Source organism: Panacagrimonas sp. (assembly GCF_965216805.1).
GTDB lineage: Bacteria > Pseudomonadota > Gammaproteobacteria > Nevskiales > Nevskiaceae > Panacagrimonas.
Map to the genome: position 1 here is coordinate 525637 of NZ_CBDCGN010000002.1, position 14557 is coordinate 540193.

13 protein-coding genes are annotated in these 14557 nt (G+C 66.7%); 9 read left to right on the plus strand and 4 right to left on the minus strand.

Features of this window, described 5'->3' with window-relative positions:
* Positions 1–59: 59 nt before the first annotated feature.
* The 7 genes from ACOOHP_RS02530 to ACOOHP_RS02560 all read left to right on the plus strand — a co-directional run bounded on the left by ACOOHP_RS02530 (position 60) and on the right by ACOOHP_RS02560 (position 7102).
* Complete coding sequence (locus ACOOHP_RS02530) at positions 60–1244, plus strand: lipid-transfer protein (protein WP_420464891.1); 1185 nt, start codon at positions 60–62, stop codon at positions 1242–1244.
* A 152-nt stretch (positions 1245–1396) separates the two neighbouring features.
* Positions 1397–1837: a MaoC family dehydratase N-terminal domain-containing protein gene (locus ACOOHP_RS02535; protein WP_420464892.1), complete on the plus strand. Its 441-nt coding sequence runs from the start codon at positions 1397–1399 to the stop codon at positions 1835–1837.
* A 14-nt stretch (positions 1838–1851) separates the two neighbouring features.
* The gene (locus ACOOHP_RS02540; protein WP_420464893.1) at positions 1852–2265 is read left to right on the plus strand and encodes a MaoC/PaaZ C-terminal domain-containing protein; all 414 of its coding nucleotides are present in this window, start codon (positions 1852–1854) and stop codon (positions 2263–2265) included.
* A 36-nt stretch (positions 2266–2301) separates the two neighbouring features.
* Complete coding sequence (locus ACOOHP_RS02545) at positions 2302–3129, plus strand: SDR family NAD(P)-dependent oxidoreductase (protein WP_420464894.1); 828 nt, start codon at positions 2302–2304, stop codon at positions 3127–3129.
* A 216-nt stretch (positions 3130–3345) separates the two neighbouring features.
* Positions 3346–4905 carry an acyl-CoA synthetase gene (locus ACOOHP_RS02550; RefSeq protein WP_420464895.1) on the plus strand — a complete coding sequence of 520 codons (1560 nt, stop codon included), beginning with the start codon at positions 3346–3348 and terminating at the stop codon, positions 4903–4905.
* Positions 4906–5072: 167 nt separating this feature from the next.
* On the plus strand, positions 5073–6005 hold the full coding sequence (locus tag ACOOHP_RS02555) for a metallophosphoesterase (RefSeq protein ID WP_420464896.1): 933 nt from the start codon (positions 5073–5075) through the stop codon (positions 6003–6005).
* Between the two features lie 203 nt (positions 6006–6208).
* Positions 6209–7102, plus strand: coding sequence for an alpha/beta hydrolase (locus ACOOHP_RS02560; RefSeq protein ID WP_420464897.1), 894 nt, complete (start codon positions 6209–6211; stop codon positions 7100–7102).
* A 45-nt stretch (positions 7103–7147) separates the two neighbouring features.
* Here ACOOHP_RS02560 and ACOOHP_RS02565 read toward each other — a convergent pair whose 3' ends face one another.
* The 3 genes from ACOOHP_RS02565 to hemE form a co-directional block, all read right to left on the minus strand.
* Complete coding sequence (locus ACOOHP_RS02565; protein ID WP_420464898.1) at positions 7148–8458, minus strand: MFS transporter; 1311 nt, start codon at positions 8456–8458, stop codon at positions 7148–7150.
* A 66-nt stretch (positions 8459–8524) separates the two neighbouring features.
* Entirely contained in the window at positions 8525–9466 is a 942-nt protein-coding gene (locus ACOOHP_RS02570) for an acetyltransferase (protein WP_420464899.1), read from the minus strand.
* 21 nt (positions 9467–9487) lie between these two features.
* Positions 9488–10546 (minus strand): uroporphyrinogen decarboxylase, encoded by a 1059-nt coding sequence (hemE, locus tag ACOOHP_RS02575; RefSeq protein WP_420464900.1) that lies wholly within the window; start codon positions 10544–10546, stop codon positions 9488–9490.
* Positions 10547–10750: 204 nt separating this feature from the next.
* Here hemE and ACOOHP_RS02580 point away from each other — a divergent pair, with 204 nt between their 5' ends.
* A complete protein-coding gene (locus ACOOHP_RS02580) occupies positions 10751–12925 on the plus strand; it encodes a TonB-dependent receptor family protein (protein ID WP_420464901.1) in 2175 nt (724 codons plus the stop codon).
* A gap of 123 nt (positions 12926–13048) precedes the next feature.
* Here the strand turns inward: ACOOHP_RS02580 and fghA are convergent, their stop codons facing one another.
* The gene (fghA, locus tag ACOOHP_RS02585; protein ID WP_420464902.1) at positions 13049–13891 is read right to left on the minus strand and encodes an S-formylglutathione hydrolase; all 843 of its coding nucleotides are present in this window, start codon (positions 13889–13891) and stop codon (positions 13049–13051) included.
* A 187-nt stretch (positions 13892–14078) separates the two neighbouring features.
* Between fghA and ACOOHP_RS02590 the strand changes: the two genes are divergently transcribed.
* Entirely contained in the window at positions 14079–14540 is a 462-nt protein-coding gene (locus ACOOHP_RS02590; RefSeq protein WP_420464903.1) for a DUF3293 domain-containing protein, read from the plus strand.
* Positions 14541–14557 lie beyond the last annotated feature (17 nt).

Genomic DNA, 14557 nt, shown 5'->3' on the forward strand with positions numbered 1-14557 from the left:
GCGCGGAACATCGCAGGGTCCCCGGGCAGTCTGCCCCATACCCTGAAGGTGGAACCAAGATGACTCAGAACGTGATGGTGGCCGGTGTCGGCCTGGTGCCGTTTTCCAAGCCTGGCGCCAGCGAACCCTATCCGAAGATGTCCGCGCAGGCGGTGCGCGCGGCGCTCGCCGATGCCGGCATCGAGTACGCGCACGTCGAGCAGGCCTATGTGGGCTATGTGTACGGCGATTCCACCGCCGGCCAGCGTGCGTTGTACGAGGTGGGCATGACCGGCATCCCGGTGGTCAACGTCAACAACAACTGCTCCACCGGCTCCACCGCGCTGTACCTGGCCAACCACGCGGTGGCCAGTGGCCAGGCCGAGTGCGTGCTGGCGCTGGGCTTCGAGCAGATGAATCGCGGTGCCATCGCCAGCCAGTTCGGTGACCGGCCGAGCCCGTTCGACCGCTTCGACGAGGCCACGCAGGCGCTGGTCGGCCACAGCGAGGTACCGCTGGCACTGCGCTACTTCGGCGGCGCCGGCCAGGCGCACATGCAGCAGTACGGCACGCGGCTCGAGACCTTCGCGAAGATTCGCGCCAAGGCCAGCCGCCACGCCGCGCGCAATCCGGTAGCGCTGTTCCGCGACGTGGTCACCGCCGAGGATGTGATGAACTCGCCGGCCGTGTGGCCCGGGGTGATGACGCGCCTGATGGCCTGCCCGCCCACCTGCGGCGCCGGTGCCGCGATTCTGTGCACGGAAGCCTTCGCCCAGCGTCACGGCATCGTCGCTGGAGTACGCATCCGCGCCCAGGCCATGACCACCGACACCGCAACCACGTTCGAGGCGCGCGACATGCGCGAGGTCGTGGGCTATTCGATGGCCAAGCGCGCGGCGCAGAAGGTCTACGAGGCGGCCGGCATCGGGCCGCAGGACATCGACGTGGTCGAGCTGCACGACTGCTTCGCGCAGAACGAGCTGATCAGCTACGAATCGCTGGGCCTGTGCCCCGAGGGCGGTGCCGAAAAGTTCGTGGAAGACGGCGACAACACCTACGGGGGCCGCTACGTGGTCAATCCCTCCGGCGGCCTGCTATCCAAGGGACACCCGCTGGGCGCCACCGGCCTTGCGCAGTGCAGCGAGCTGGTACAGCAACTGCGCGGGCAGGCCGGGCCGCGCCAGGTGGAAGGCGCGCGGCTGGCGCTGCAGCACAACCTGGGATTGGGCGGCGCCTGCGTCGTTACGCTGTACGAGGCGGTCTGAACCCGAACCGCGAAGTCCGGTAGCCCGGGTGTAACCCGGGGTTTCCGCCACACGTCGAGACCTCACCCCGGGGTGCACCCGGGCCACCCACTGCTGTCCGACGCGGCTTGAATCTAGACCGACTCATAAACTTGACGAGGAGCGCGAACAACATGATTGACCGCAGCTGGATCGGGCGCGAACTGGCGCCGGTGGACCTCACGCTGGAACGTGGCCGTCTGCGCTTCTTCGCGCGGGCCATCGGCGAGACCGATCCGGTCTACACCGACGTGCAGGCCGCGCAGCGCGCGGGCTATGCGGACCTGCCGGCGCCGCCGACGTTTCTGTTCGGTGCCGAGCTGGACGGCGGCACTTTGGACCGTCTGCTGGCCGACTTGGGCGTGCCCATCGCCAAGATCCTCCACGGCGAGCAGGGGTTCACCTATCACCGCCCCGCCTGTGCTGGCGAGACCATCACGGTGCAGTCGCGCATCGCCGACATCTTCGACAAGAAAAGCGGCGCTCTGGAATTCGTGGTGAAGACCAGCGAGGCACGCAATGCCGCCGGCGAGCTGGTGGCCGAGCTGCGCAGCGTCATCGTCGTGCGCCACTGACACGAAAGGACAACATGAACCCGAAGACTTCCGTCAACGTCGGCGACGCGCTGCCCGAGCTGCAGCTGCCCGCCATTGATCGCGCGACGCTGGCGCTGTTCGCCGGCGCCTCCGGCGATCACAACCCGATTCACATCGACCTCGACTTTGCGCGGCGTGCCGGCATGGCCGACGTGTTCGCCCACGGCATGCTCGGCATGGCCTGGCTCGGCCGGCTGCTGACCGGCTGGCGGCCGCAGGCACAACTGCGCCGATTCGATGTCCGCTTCGGCGCCATCACGCACCTGGGCAACGCGCCGGTGCTGAGCGGCAAGGTGCTGGAAGTGCTGGAGCAGGACGGTGAGACGTGCGCCCGCGTGCAGGTGGAGATGCGCAACCAGTTCGGACTATCCAAGATTCAGGGCGAAGCCCTGGTCGCGCTGGGCTGATCCGGACACCAACCAAAACCGACAAGGAGAACACAGATGGGCAAGCTGGACGGCAAGGTCGCAATCGTGACCGGATCGGGGCGCGGCATCGGGCAGGCGGTGGCGCTGAAACTGGTGGAGGAAGGCGCCAGCGTGGTGATCAACGATCTCGACGCCGGCCCGGCCGAGGAGACCGTTGCACGCATCACCGCTGCCGGCGGCAAGGCGGTGGCCTGCATCGGCAGCGTGACCGCGCCGGACTTTGCGGAGCGCTTCGTCGGGACCGCGGTGGAGCAGCTTGGCGGGCTGCATATCATCGTCAACAACGCCGGCTACACCTGGGACAACGTGCTGCAGAAGATGAGCGACGAGCAGTGGTACGGCATGGTCGACGTGCACATGACCGCACCCTTCCGCATCCTGCGCGCAGCCAGCGAATACATCCGCATCGCCTCGAAGAAGGAGGCCGAGAGCGGCCTGTCCGTGCACCGCAAGGTCGTCAATATCTCCTCGATCGCGGGTGTCGGCGGCAATGCGGGGCAGATCAACTACGCCGCCGCCAAGGCCGGCATCATCGGCCTGACGCGGGCGCTGGCCAAGGAGTGGGGGCGTTACAAGGTGAACGTCAACTGCGTGGCTTTCGGCCTGATCAACACGCGCCTGACCAATGCGCCCGCGGACGGGTCCTCGTCGGTGGAGATCGAAGGGCGCAAGATCAAGACCGGCGTGAACCCGGATCTGCTCAAGGCGATGGAAGCGCAGATTCCGCTCGGTCGCGGCGGTACGCCCGAGGAGGCTGCAGGCGCGGTGGCAATGCTCTGCTATCCGGAATCCAATTACGTGTCGGGCGAACTGCTGGTCTGCGGAGGCGGCTTCCGGATCTGAACGCTGGGGTTGCACCGCTGCGCCCGCGAGCTGCGTAGTCCTGTCGGCGGCGCTGCAGATGAGTAGTCCGGGTGCAACCCGGGGCCCCCGGTCCGCTGATGACCATCGGCCCCGGGTTGCACCCGGGCTATGGGAGCAGGGGGTGCTGCCCGACTTCCCACGCGCGCCGTCCCGACCAAGAATCGGGGCTATGAACTGACGAGGAGAGCCCCAGCGATGTACCTGACCCAGTCCCTGCACCGCGCCACGCGGGTACACCCGAACAAGCTCGCCACGGTTTTCGGCGCGCGCCGACACGACTACGCCACCGTCACCGACCGCGTGGCACGCCTGGCCGGTGCCCTGCGCGGGCTCGGGGTGGCGACCGGCGATCGTGTCGGCATCCTGTCGCTCAATTCCGATCGCTACTTCGAGTACTACTACGCCACCTGGTGGGCCGGTGCGGTTGTGAACCCCTGCAACACACGCTGGAGCGTGGCGGAGATCGCGTACTCACTGCAGGACTGCGATACGCGCGTGTTGCTGGTCGACGATGCGTTCCTGCCCAAGCTGCCCGAGCTGCGGGCGCAGGCGAGCTGCCTGAAGCTGCTGATCCACTGCGGCGACGAGCCGACCCCCGATGGCCTGCTGCGCTACGGCGATCTGGTTGCAAGCACCGCGCCGGCTGAAGAGCAATTGCGCTCCGGAGAAGATCTGGCGGGCATCTTTTACACCGGCGGCACCACCGGCTTTCCCAAGGGCGTCATGCTGCCTCACCGCGCGCTCTATGCGAACGCGCTTGCGCTGGGCTGTGCGTACCGCGGCGACATGAGCCAGCTCGTCGGCCTGCATGCCGCGCCGATGTTCCACCTCGCCGATGGCATGTACCTGCAGGCGCTGGCGTTCGCGGGTGCCACGCACGTGGTGTTGCCGGCATTCGCCCCCGACGCGGTGGCAGCAGCCATCGCTGGCGAGAAGATCAGCGCCGCGCTGCTGGTTCCAACCATGATCCAGATGCTCGTGGATTCGCCCGCCGCGCAGGAGCACGACCTCTCCAGCCTGCAACTTCTAATGTACGGCGGCTCACCCATCGCTGAGGCAGTGATCGACCGTGCGCTGACGCTGATGCCGAAGCTCAACATGTTGCAGGCCTACGGCATGACCGAGATGGCGCCGGTCGTCACGATCCTGACTGCCGCGTATCACGCCGGTGCCGGGCGCGCACAAGGCAAAGTGCGCTCTGCCGGCAAGCCCTGTTCGATCTGCGACGCGAAGATCGTCGACGAGGACGGCGTCGAGGTGCCGCGCGGAACGGTCGGCGAGATCGCGGTACGTGGGCCGGGCATGATGCTCGGTTACTGGAACAAGCCGGCCGAGACCGACAAGGCGATCCGCGACGGCTGGTATTTCACTGGCGACGGCGCCTACATGGACGCCGACGGCTTCATCTTCATCGCCGACCGTCTCAAGGACATGATCGTCACCGGCGGCGAGAACGTGTACTCGGTGGAAGTAGAGAACGCCATCGCGCAGCACCCGGCGGTGCTGCAGTGCGCGGTCATCGCCATCCCGGACGATCGCTGGGGCGAACTGGTGCACGCTTGCGTGGTGGTGCGGCCGGGCGCAAGCGTGACGCTCGAAGAACTGCAGGCGCACTGCAAGGCGCGCATCGCCAACTACAAGGTGCCGCGTTCGATACAGACGGTCGAGGCGCTGCCGATATCGGGCGCCGGCAAAATCCTCAAGAACAAGCTGCGCGAGCCTTACTGGTCGGGGCGTGAACGCCGGGTCGGGTAGCGCCCGTGTGGTCGCCGCCCGGCCGGGGCTTGGTCGGGACGGCCGCTGATCGCACTCCCTTGCGGGGGAGGTCGCGCGCACCTGGCAGTGTGCTGCCGGGCACAAAAACTGTGCGGGGACCGGCCACCACGCTGCTTGCGGGCGGTGCGATCCGTTACGCTGCAGACATGTCCTCGCCCGACGACGACCTTGACCGGACCATCGTGGTGCCCGCCGCGCCGCGGATGTTCGTGCGTTTCGGACCCAACCAGCTTGGGCGGGATTACGTGGTCGGCGATGTACACGGACAGTTCGAGCTGCTGGATCGCCTGTTACGCGCGGTCGCGTTCGACCAGGACTTCGACCGCCTGTTTTCGCTGGGCGACCTGATTGATCGCGGTCCGGACAGCGAGCGGCTGCTGCGGCTGTTTCACACCGAGCCTGCGCTGTATTGCATCCGCGGCAATCATGAGGCGCTGCTGCTGGCCTCGCGCTCCAACCCGGTCTATCGCCGCGTGTGGGAGCGCAACGGCGGCGACTGGGCCGACGACCTGCCCGAAGCGCAGCTTGCACAACTGGCCTGGATCATCGAGCAGATGCCCCTGGCGATGGAGCTGGAACTGGGCGATGGCCGCTGCGTCGGCCTGGTCCATGCCGAAGTGCCACCCGGCACGGACTGGGACACGGTCCGTCGCGTGCAGGCGGGCCCGGCCGACCAGATCGACGATCAGGATTCCACGCTGGAGTCCAGCCTGTTGTGGGGCCGTCGGCGCGTCAACGCGCTGATGCTGATGGCGCAGAACCCGGAGGCCGACGAGATCGACGACGACACGCGTACACGCGCAATTCGCGCGGTGACGCCGGTCGAGGGCATCGACCTGGTGATGGTGGGTCACACCATCATCCCCGCGCACCGGCCGGCGCGCGCGGGCAACGTGATGTTCCTGGATACCGGCGCGTACAAGGTCGACGGCCGCCTCACGCTTGCCGAGCCCGCCGCCAACCGCTACTGGCAGTGCGACCGCGAAGGCCACCTGCGCACCGAGCCCGACGGCATGCCGCTGCCCAACGCGGTGCCGCTGCGCGAAGCTTATCTGCGTGCGCCGGGCGTGATGGCGTAAGGCGCTCAGGCGCGTTGGTGGGGCGATCTCGCTCTGCATCGCACGGCCGTTTCGCCCGAAGAAGGGTGGGTGCAGACGGTCTCGGCGCCTTTCACCCCGCGGGCTTGCACCTATAGCTGCGAATCACAGAACGCGCTTAGCTGCCAACCCAGCTTCCGCGCCGGTGCCAGCGCCCGGTGCTGCACTCAATCAGGAGAAGTCCGATGCGTCGCAATGTCGAATTCAACGCCGATGGCGTCACCTTGCGTGGCTGGTTCTACGTGCCGGACCACCAGAGCGGCAAGTTCCCGACCGTCGTCATGGCCCACGGTTTCACCGCGCTCAAGGAGATGACGCTGGACCAGTATGCCGAGGTCTTCTGCAAGGGTGGCATGGCGGTGCTGGTCTACGACAACCGCTGCCTGGGAGAGAGCGATGGCACGCGGCGACACGACATCGATCCGGTCGCGCAGCGTCGCGACTATCGCTGCGCGATCACGTTCGCGCTGCAGCAGCCGGAGGCCGACCCCGAACGGATCGGCATCTGGGGAACCAGTTACACCGGCGGTGCGGTGCTTGGCGTGGCGGCGCTCGACAAGCGCGTGAAAGCGGTGGTCAGCCAGGTTCCGTTCGTGCACGGGCCGAAGAACATCCAGCAGTTCCTGCGGCTCGCCGAAATTCCCGACTTCATGAAGATGATCGACGACGACCGCGCACGTCGGATGAAGGGCGAGCCTTCGCAGTATTTGCCGGTGACCAGCGATAAGGAGGGTGAGCCCTGCGCATTTCCCGGCACGCGTACGCACGCCTATTTCCACAAGTACGTCAATGCAATTCCCGGCCTGAAATGGGAGAACAAGGTCACCATCCGTTCGCTTGAATACCTGCTCGACTACGACGTCACCGGATACATGGAGCTGATCGCGCCGACACCGCTGCTGATGATCGTGTCGAACAACGATTCGTCGACGCCGACCGATCTGGCGCTGGAGATGTTCCAGCGCGCCCGTGAACCCAAGGAGCTCTACGTCATCAAGGCCGACCACTACGCCTCGTATCTGGAAGGCTTCGACGGAACCAGCGCCGCAGCGCGCGATTTTCTGCTGAAGCACCTCTGATCCCGTCCGCGGCTGCGCGCCCGGCGGCGAGCAGCGCCAGCGTGGCTAATCCGCCAAGGCTTTCCCCCGCGTCTCCACCACCAGCGGCATCAGCAGCAGACCCGCCAGTGGAATGAAGCCGACGTAGAACAGCACGGCCATTGCGGTCGAGAAGGCATTGAGGCCCTGACTGGCGATATAGCCCACCAGGAAGGGGCCACCCGAGGCGAAGATGCGGCCGAAGTTGTAGCAGAAGCCACTGCCGGTGCCGCGCAGGCGGGTGGGGAACAACTCCGGCAGGTAGTAGGTGAAGCTGCCGAACACGCCAAACACGGTCAGGCCGATGAAGAAATACATCGCCAGCCTGAGTTGCGGGCTCAGATCCAGGCCATAGGTGGCGAAGATCGCCGCAGCCGAGCCGAGGAAATAGATCGCGAACATGGGCCGGCGACCGAGCAGCTTGGACGCGGGTATGGTCAGCAGGGTGCCGATCAGTCCACCAAGGTTGAAGTAGTTGGTGGCGGTGGCTTTCCAGCTTTCAATGAGCGCGAAGGTGGCGCTGCGGTCCAGGCCCAGCGCCAGTGCCTCGGTCTGCGCCAGGCCGGTGGAGATCAGCGGAATGAAGGCGTTGTTGCTCCACCACATCAGCAGGCACACGATGGACATCAGCAGGCCTGACAGTGTGGCAAAACGATAGGCCGGCCCGAACAGTTCCGACAGCTTCGGTGGCGTGGTGGTGGCGGCGACCTTCTGCCAGCGTTCCGGCTCCTTGATGAAGATGCGCACCAGAAACGCCACAAACGCGGGTAGCAGGCCAAACAGGAACACGTAGCGCCAGGAGACTTCGGGGTTGTCCGGAAACCATTTCCCTGCCACTTGCAGATTCACGAACGTGGCGAGGAACAAACCCATGGGCGCCGCGGTGTAGAGCAGGGCGCCGGCCTCCACGCGCTTATCCTCGGGGACGACTTCGGCGACCATCGCCGCACCGGCCGCCCACTCTCCGCCGATGCCCAGCGCGGTGATGATGCGGAACACCAGCAGCATCTCGATGCTGGTGGCAAAGGCGCAGGCAAAGGTGCCCAGCGAATACATCAGCATCGTGAGCATCAGCGTGCGCTTGCGCCCGATGCGATCGCACACCCAGCCGAAGGCAACGCCGCCCACCGCCCAGCCGATCAGCAGCACCGCGGTGAGTAGTCCGGTCCAGTAGATGGTCTGCTGCTTGGCTTCCGGCGAGCCGATCTCCAGGCCGAGCAGGGTGGGCACGGCATTGGGTGCCACGTAGTTGAACAGCAGGCTGTCGAATACATCGAAGCCCCAACCCAGCCAGGCGGCGAACAGCACGGTCCACTGATACCGATTCAGCCCCAGCATCGACGCTTGCTCCCCAATTCCTGTGTGCGATCGGCCCCGCCGTTCCCGGGTGGCGAAGCCCGACGATCATCCGGTCAGCCGCGGGCTTGCCTGCGATTGTTCGCTACCGCTGAGCATGCGGTCCAGCCGCAGGTCCTTGCGCGACCAGATGCTGTTGGCCCAGTGCTGGAAGCGTGCGCGGAATTCCTCGTCGCGGTCGTAATTGCCGTGCAACAGGTCGGCCGGGATGGGAAGACTGTCGACGTGGATCGTCATGCCGCTCTGTTCTCCGCACAGCCAACTCCATAGCAACGGCTTTCTGGAAACCTGCTGATACGCCAGGGTCACGTCGATGACGCCGCCGAATTGTTCGCCCATGGCGTTGAGCATGAAGCTCAGGCCGGCCGACTTGGGCCGCAGCAGATGCCGGTAGGGCGAACGTCGCGCCTGGCGTTTGGCTTCCGAAAAGCGCGTGCCTTCCAGAAAGTTGACCGCGGTGATCGGTCGGTTGCGGTAGTGCTCGCAGAAGCGTCGTGTGGTGGCCAGGTCCTCGTCGCGCAAGGCTGGGTTGGCGTCGATGGCTTCGCGCGAATGGCGTTTCATGAACGGCATGTCCAGCGCCCAGCAGATGACGCCGATCAGTGGAATCCAGATCAGTTCCTGTTTGAGGAAAAAGCGCAGGAAGGGCGTGCGCCCATGAAACAGGTCGAACAGGATCAGGATGTCGGCCCAGGACTGGTGGTTGCACACCAGCACGTAACTTTTGTGCGGGTCGAGTCGCGCGTGATAGTCCAGGTGCCAGGCCGGTGCGTGCATCACCCGGAACACCAACTGGTTGGAAGCCACCCACTGGCTGGCGATGCCGGCCAGCACTTGGGCGAACGGGCCTTGCAGGATCGGAAACGGTAGCAACAGCTTGAGCAACATCACCGGCAGGAAGAACAGCAGAGACCAGAACAACAGCACTGCAAGCATGACCAGAAAGGTCAGCACACCCACCAGCCATGCGGGGAGCAGAACCGAGATCATCGGGGTGCCTCTTCGAATCTCTTACCGGTGATAGGGGGGTGACAATTCGATCACGGCCTCGATCATGGCTGCCGCATGTTCCGGCGGCGTCTGCGGCACGATGCCATGGCCGAGGTTGAAGATATGTCCGGGGCCGTGTCCGTAGTCTGCCAATACTCGCGCCGTCTCTTCGCGGATGCGGTCCGGGTGTGCGAACAGGGTGATCGGGTCCAGGTTGCCCTGCAGCGCCACCCGGTCGCCGACCCGACGGCGGGCATCGGCCAGCGACGTGGTCCAGTCCAGGCCCAGTGCAGCGCAGCCGGTGGCCGCCATCTTTTCCAGATGCTGGCCGCCGTTCTTGGTGAACAGGATCACCGGCACCCCGGGCGCCAGTTCGGCCAGGCGCTCGACGATGTGGGCCATCGGCGCCAGCGAAAACCGCGCGTAGGCCGGGGGCGACAGCACGCCGCCCCAGGTGTCGAACACCATCAGGGCGTCGGCCCCCGCGGCATGCTGCGCGGCCAGGTACTGCACCACAGTGTCGGCAAGGTGTCGTGCCAGCTGATCGAAAGCCTCGGGCTCTTCCAGCGCCATCCGTTTGACCCGGGCAAAATCATGGCCGCCGCAGCCCTCGATCATGTAGGTCGCCAGGGTCCAGGGGCTGCCGGAAAAACCGATCAGCGGCAGGCGGTCGCCCAGCGCGGCGCGAATGGTGCGCACCGCGTCCATCACGTAACGCAGCTCGCCTTCCGGGTCGGGCGAGGACAGCTTGCGGATGGCGTCGACCGTGCGCAGGGGCTTGTCGAAGATCGGTCCTTCGCCTTCCACGAAGCGCAGGCCCAGGCCCATCGCGTCCGGAATGGTGAGGATGTCGGAGAACAGGATCGCGGTATCCAGCGGGTAGCGGTCCAGCGGCTGCAGGGTGACCTCGCAGCACAGCTCCGGGTTGCGGCACAGGGACATGAAGTCGCCGGCCTTGGCGCGGCTGGCGCGGTACTCCGGCAGGTAGCGCCCGGCCTGGCGCATCATCCAGATCGGGGTGCGGTCCACGCTCTGGCGAAGCAGCGCGCGCAGGAACCGGTCGTTGCGCAGTGTTTTCATGATTTTCCGTATGGACGGCAAGGTCGGCAGCCGTCAGTTTAGCGCCCGGGTGCATGAGTTTCGGACCGTGTCCACGTGCGGGCGCATGTTCGGCGGCATCCAATACACGGCATCGAGAAAAACGACGGCGAACCCGTCGACGGCGTGGCCAGTCCGTCGCGGCGACCGCAACCCCCTTCCGGGCACAGACCCGACGGAGCACACATGGACAAGAGTTGGCAAAGCGCCCGCCCGGGCGTCGCAGGCGGTGCGTTCGGGCTGGGCTTGGCCCTGGCTGCGGTGGTGCCGGTCGCGCTGTCCCAGACGGACGCGGCAGAGCTGGATGTCCAGGTCGCGCCGACCACCGAAACGGTGACGGTCACCGCCACGCGGGTGTCCGAGTCGGCCTTCGAGATTCCGGCGTCCATCGATGTCATCGGCGGCGAAGCCTTCAACGACGGCACCCTGGGGGTGAACCTGTCGGAAGGCCTGGGCGCGGTGCCCGGCATGCTGGCACGCGACCGGCAGAACTATGCGCAGGACACGCAGATTTCCATCCGCGGCTTCGGGTCGCGCGCCACCTTCGGCATCCGCGGCGTGCGCCTCTATCTGGACGGCATTCCCGCCACCCAGCCGGACGGGTCCGGGCAGGTGTCCCACTTCAACCTGGCCACTGCCGATCGCGTGGAGATTCTGCGCGGGCCGTTCTCCACCCTGTACGGGAATTCCTCCGGCGGCGTCATCCAGATGTTCACCGCCGACGGCACCGATTTACCGCGCGTCAGCGGCGGCCTGGCCGCCGGCAGTTTCGGCACGCTGCGCGCCAACATCGGCACCCGCGGCAAGCTCGGCATCGCCGACTACAACCTCGACTACACCCATTTCGAGACCGACGGCTTTCGCGATCACAGCGAGGCCGAGCGCGAGTCTTTCAACAGCAAGGTGAACTTTGCCGTCGGTGGCAGCGGGCGCCTGTCGCTGGTGCTCAACTACTTCGACTCGCCGGACGTGCTGGACCCGCAGGGCCTGACCCGCGAGCAGTTCGAGCAGGATCCCAGTTCGGTGGCGCCGCAACCGGTGCAGTTCAACACGCGCAAGAGCGTCGAGCAGAGCCAGGTCGGCGCGGTGTACTCGCACGATCTGGGCGCCGGCCACGAGCTGCGGGTGGCCGCCTACGGCGGCAATCGCCGGGTGGAACAGTTTCTGTCGGTGCCGCCGGGCGCGCAGGCCAGCCCGTTCTCGCAGGGCGGCGTGATCGATCTGGACAGCGACTACGTCGGCACCGATGCGCGCTGGAGCTGGCGCGACACGGTCCGCGGCCGCCCGTTCACCGTGGTAGCCGGACTGACCTACGACGATCTGTCGCAGGACCGGCTGGCCTACGAGAACTTCATCGGCGACACCCTGGGCGTACGCGGTGCCCTGCGTCGCGACGAAGTCAACGACATCGACAATTTCGACCAGTACCTGCAGGTCAGCCTCGATCCGCATCCGCGCTGGAACACCATGGTCGGCGTGCGCCGCAGCAAGGTGAAATTCGACTCTGCCGACCGCTACATCGTGGGCCCCAACGGCGACGACAGCGGCAAGGCGGATTTCTCGGAGACCACGCCGGTGGCCGGGGCGCTGTTCCGCCTCAGTCCGCAGGTGCATCTGTACGGCGCTTACGGTCGCGGCTTCGAGACCCCCACGTTCGTCGAGCTGGCCTACCGGCCCGATGGTTCGCCCGGCCTGAATTTCGACCTCGATGCTGCGGTGACCGACAACACCGAACTGGGCGCCAAGTTCCGCATAGGGCCGAATACCCGCTCGCAGATCGCGGTGTTCCATGCCGACACCGAGGACGAACTGGTGGTGGCCACCAACAGCGGCGGCCGCTCCACCTTCCAGAACGCCGGCAAGACGCGGCGCCAGGGCGTCGAGCTGCTGACCCGGACTGTGGTGGTGCCGAACCTGTCGGCGCAGGTCGCAATGACCTGGCTGGAGGCCGAGGTGCGCGAAGGCTATCTGGCCTGCACCGGCACGCCGTGTACCGAGCCGGCGACGCCGGTGGAGAAGGGCAACCGTCTGCCGGGCATTCCCGAGTGGCATCTGTTTGCCGCGCTCAACTGGGGCGCCGCTGTCGGTTGGCAGGCGGGCGTGGAAGCCCGCTATTTGGACGCGGTGCCGGTCAACGACGTCAACGCCGAGTCGGCGCCGTCCTACCACCTGGTGACGCTCGACGGCGGATACGTCTTTCGCCCGTCGTGGGGACGGCTGCACGGGTTTGTGCGGGTCGAAAACCTGTTCGACGAGGAGTACGTCGGTTCGGTCATCGTCAATGACGGCAACGGCCGCTTCTACGAGCCCGGCCCCGAGCGCAACGTGCTGGTCGGTGTGCGCATGGACTGGGATTACTGAACGTCATCCATCGCGGGTCCGGCACCGCGATGGGGGGCGCGACCGACCCAAGGGCTGCGGCGGGCGCGGCCCCGCCTCACACCACCTGCATCGCGCCCACGGCCCCAGGCGGGGCGACCCGATTCAACCCAGCAACTGGCGCGCGTGATGCTGCAGGTGATCGGCCATGAAACTCTGGATGAACCAGTAGGAGTGGTCGTAGCCGGGCTGGCGGCGCAGCGTCAGTTGCTGTCCCGAAGCCTGCGCCGCGGCCTCCAGCGCCTGCGGGCGTAACTGGTTTTCCAGGAACTGGTCGGCCAGGCCCTGGTCGACCAGCAGTTCGCGCGGGTAGGGGCGGGCGCGCAGCAGCAGGCTGGCATCGTAGGCCTCCCAGGTTTTGCGGTCGGGGCCCAGATAATTGCCGAAGGCCTTTTCGCCCCAGGGCACCGCCACCGGATTGGCGATCGGCGCGAACGCCGAAGCCGAATGCCATCGCTGCGGGTCGCGCAGCGCCAGGGTCAGCGCGCCGTGACCGCCCATGGAGTGGCCGAAGATGCCGCGGCGATCGCTGCGCGCCGGAAAATTCGCCTCGATCAGCGCCGGCAGTTCCAGATTCACGTAGCTGCCCATGCGGTAGTGCTTCGCCCAGGGCTCGGCGACGGCATCCAGATAGAAGCCGGCGGCCACGCCGAAATCCCAGGCGTCGGAATCGCCGGGCAGGTTGAGATCGCGCGGGCTGGTGTCGCAGGCCACCAGCATCAGGCCCAGCTCGGCGGCCAGGCGTTGCGCGCCGGCCTTGATGACGAAAGTCTCCTCGGTGCAGGTCAGCCCGGCCAGGTAGTACAGCGCCGGGACCTTGCCCGTGCGCGCCTGCGGCGGTTGGTACACCGCGAAGCGCATCGGCGTGCCGGTCTGCTGCGAGGCATGCGTGTAGAACCCCTGGGTGCCGCCGAAGCAGGCGTGTTCGCTGCGCTTCTCCACATTCATCGGGTCGTGCTCCTCTGGGTGATGGGCGTGGCGGCGGACGCTACCCTCAGCCGCCGGTCGCGACAAGGCGATGCAGACTTCGCGCCGGACGTGGCACCCTGCAAACGTCGTCGGAACCCGCGGCCGCTGTGTCGGTGGCGTCACAGCCGGCGCCACGATGTGGGTCACCACAAAGGACCGATCGCAGATGGAAACCGAACCGTCACCGCCCTTGCCGCGAGCCGCGCCAACCAGCGTGCTGGACCCGCAGTTGATCCTCACCTACCGCACCGCACGCTATCGCGTGTTCGACCCGCCGGCCGGCTTCGCGCTCGGCGTGGATGCCTTCAGCAGCCGACTGGCGGCGCTGGTGAGCGCACTGCCGGTGCGCGCGGCGGCCCTGATTACCGCGTGCAACCCCGGCGGCGAGTTGCGGACGGTGGCCGAGAACCGGGTGGCGATGATGCAGTTGCGCGGCGAGCTGCGCGGACGCTGCGCCCGCCTGCTCGACGCCGAAAACAGCGGTGCGGGCGGCGACTGGGTCGAGCCCAGCGTGCTGGTGCTGGGCATCGCACGCATCGCCGCACTGGAACTGGGGCGTCGCTGGGGTCAGAACGCCATTCTGTATGCGGGCGCCGACGCGGTGCCGCGTCTGGAACTGCTGCGCTGATCCGGTTGCGCTGAACG

Bases quoted from the DNA above. Each gene is read 5' to 3' on its own strand.
- ACOOHP_RS02530 (WP_420464891.1), top strand. From the start codon at position 60: ATGACTCAGAACGTGATGGTGGCCGGTGTCGGCCTGGTGCCGTTTTCC.
- ACOOHP_RS02535 (WP_420464892.1), top strand. From the start codon at position 1,397: ATGATTGACCGCAGCTGGATCGGGCGCGAACTGGCGCCGGTGGACCTC.
- ACOOHP_RS02540 (WP_420464893.1), top strand. From the start codon at position 1,852: ATGAACCCGAAGACTTCCGTCAACGTCGGCGACGCGCTGCCCGAGCTG.
- ACOOHP_RS02545 (WP_420464894.1), top strand. From the start codon at position 2,302: ATGGGCAAGCTGGACGGCAAGGTCGCAATCGTGACCGGATCGGGGCGC.
- ACOOHP_RS02550 (WP_420464895.1), top strand. From the start codon at position 3,346: ATGTACCTGACCCAGTCCCTGCACCGCGCCACGCGGGTACACCCGAAC.
- ACOOHP_RS02555 (WP_420464896.1), top strand. From the start codon at position 5,073: ATGTCCTCGCCCGACGACGACCTTGACCGGACCATCGTGGTGCCCGCC.
- ACOOHP_RS02560 (WP_420464897.1), top strand. From the start codon at position 6,209: ATGCGTCGCAATGTCGAATTCAACGCCGATGGCGTCACCTTGCGTGGC.
- ACOOHP_RS02565 (WP_420464898.1), bottom strand. From the start codon at position 8,458: ATGCTGGGGCTGAATCGGTATCAGTGGACCGTGCTGTTCGCCGCCTGG.
- ACOOHP_RS02570 (WP_420464899.1), bottom strand. From the start codon at position 9,466: ATGATCTCGGTTCTGCTCCCCGCATGGCTGGTGGGTGTGCTGACCTTT.
- hemE (WP_420464900.1), bottom strand. From the start codon at position 10,546: ATGAAAACACTGCGCAACGACCGGTTCCTGCGCGCGCTGCTTCGCCAG.
- ACOOHP_RS02580 (WP_420464901.1), top strand. From the start codon at position 10,751: ATGGACAAGAGTTGGCAAAGCGCCCGCCCGGGCGTCGCAGGCGGTGCG.
- fghA (WP_420464902.1), bottom strand. From the start codon at position 13,891: ATGAATGTGGAGAAGCGCAGCGAACACGCCTGCTTCGGCGGCACCCAG.
- ACOOHP_RS02590 (WP_420464903.1), top strand. From the start codon at position 14,079: ATGGAAACCGAACCGTCACCGCCCTTGCCGCGAGCCGCGCCAACCAGC.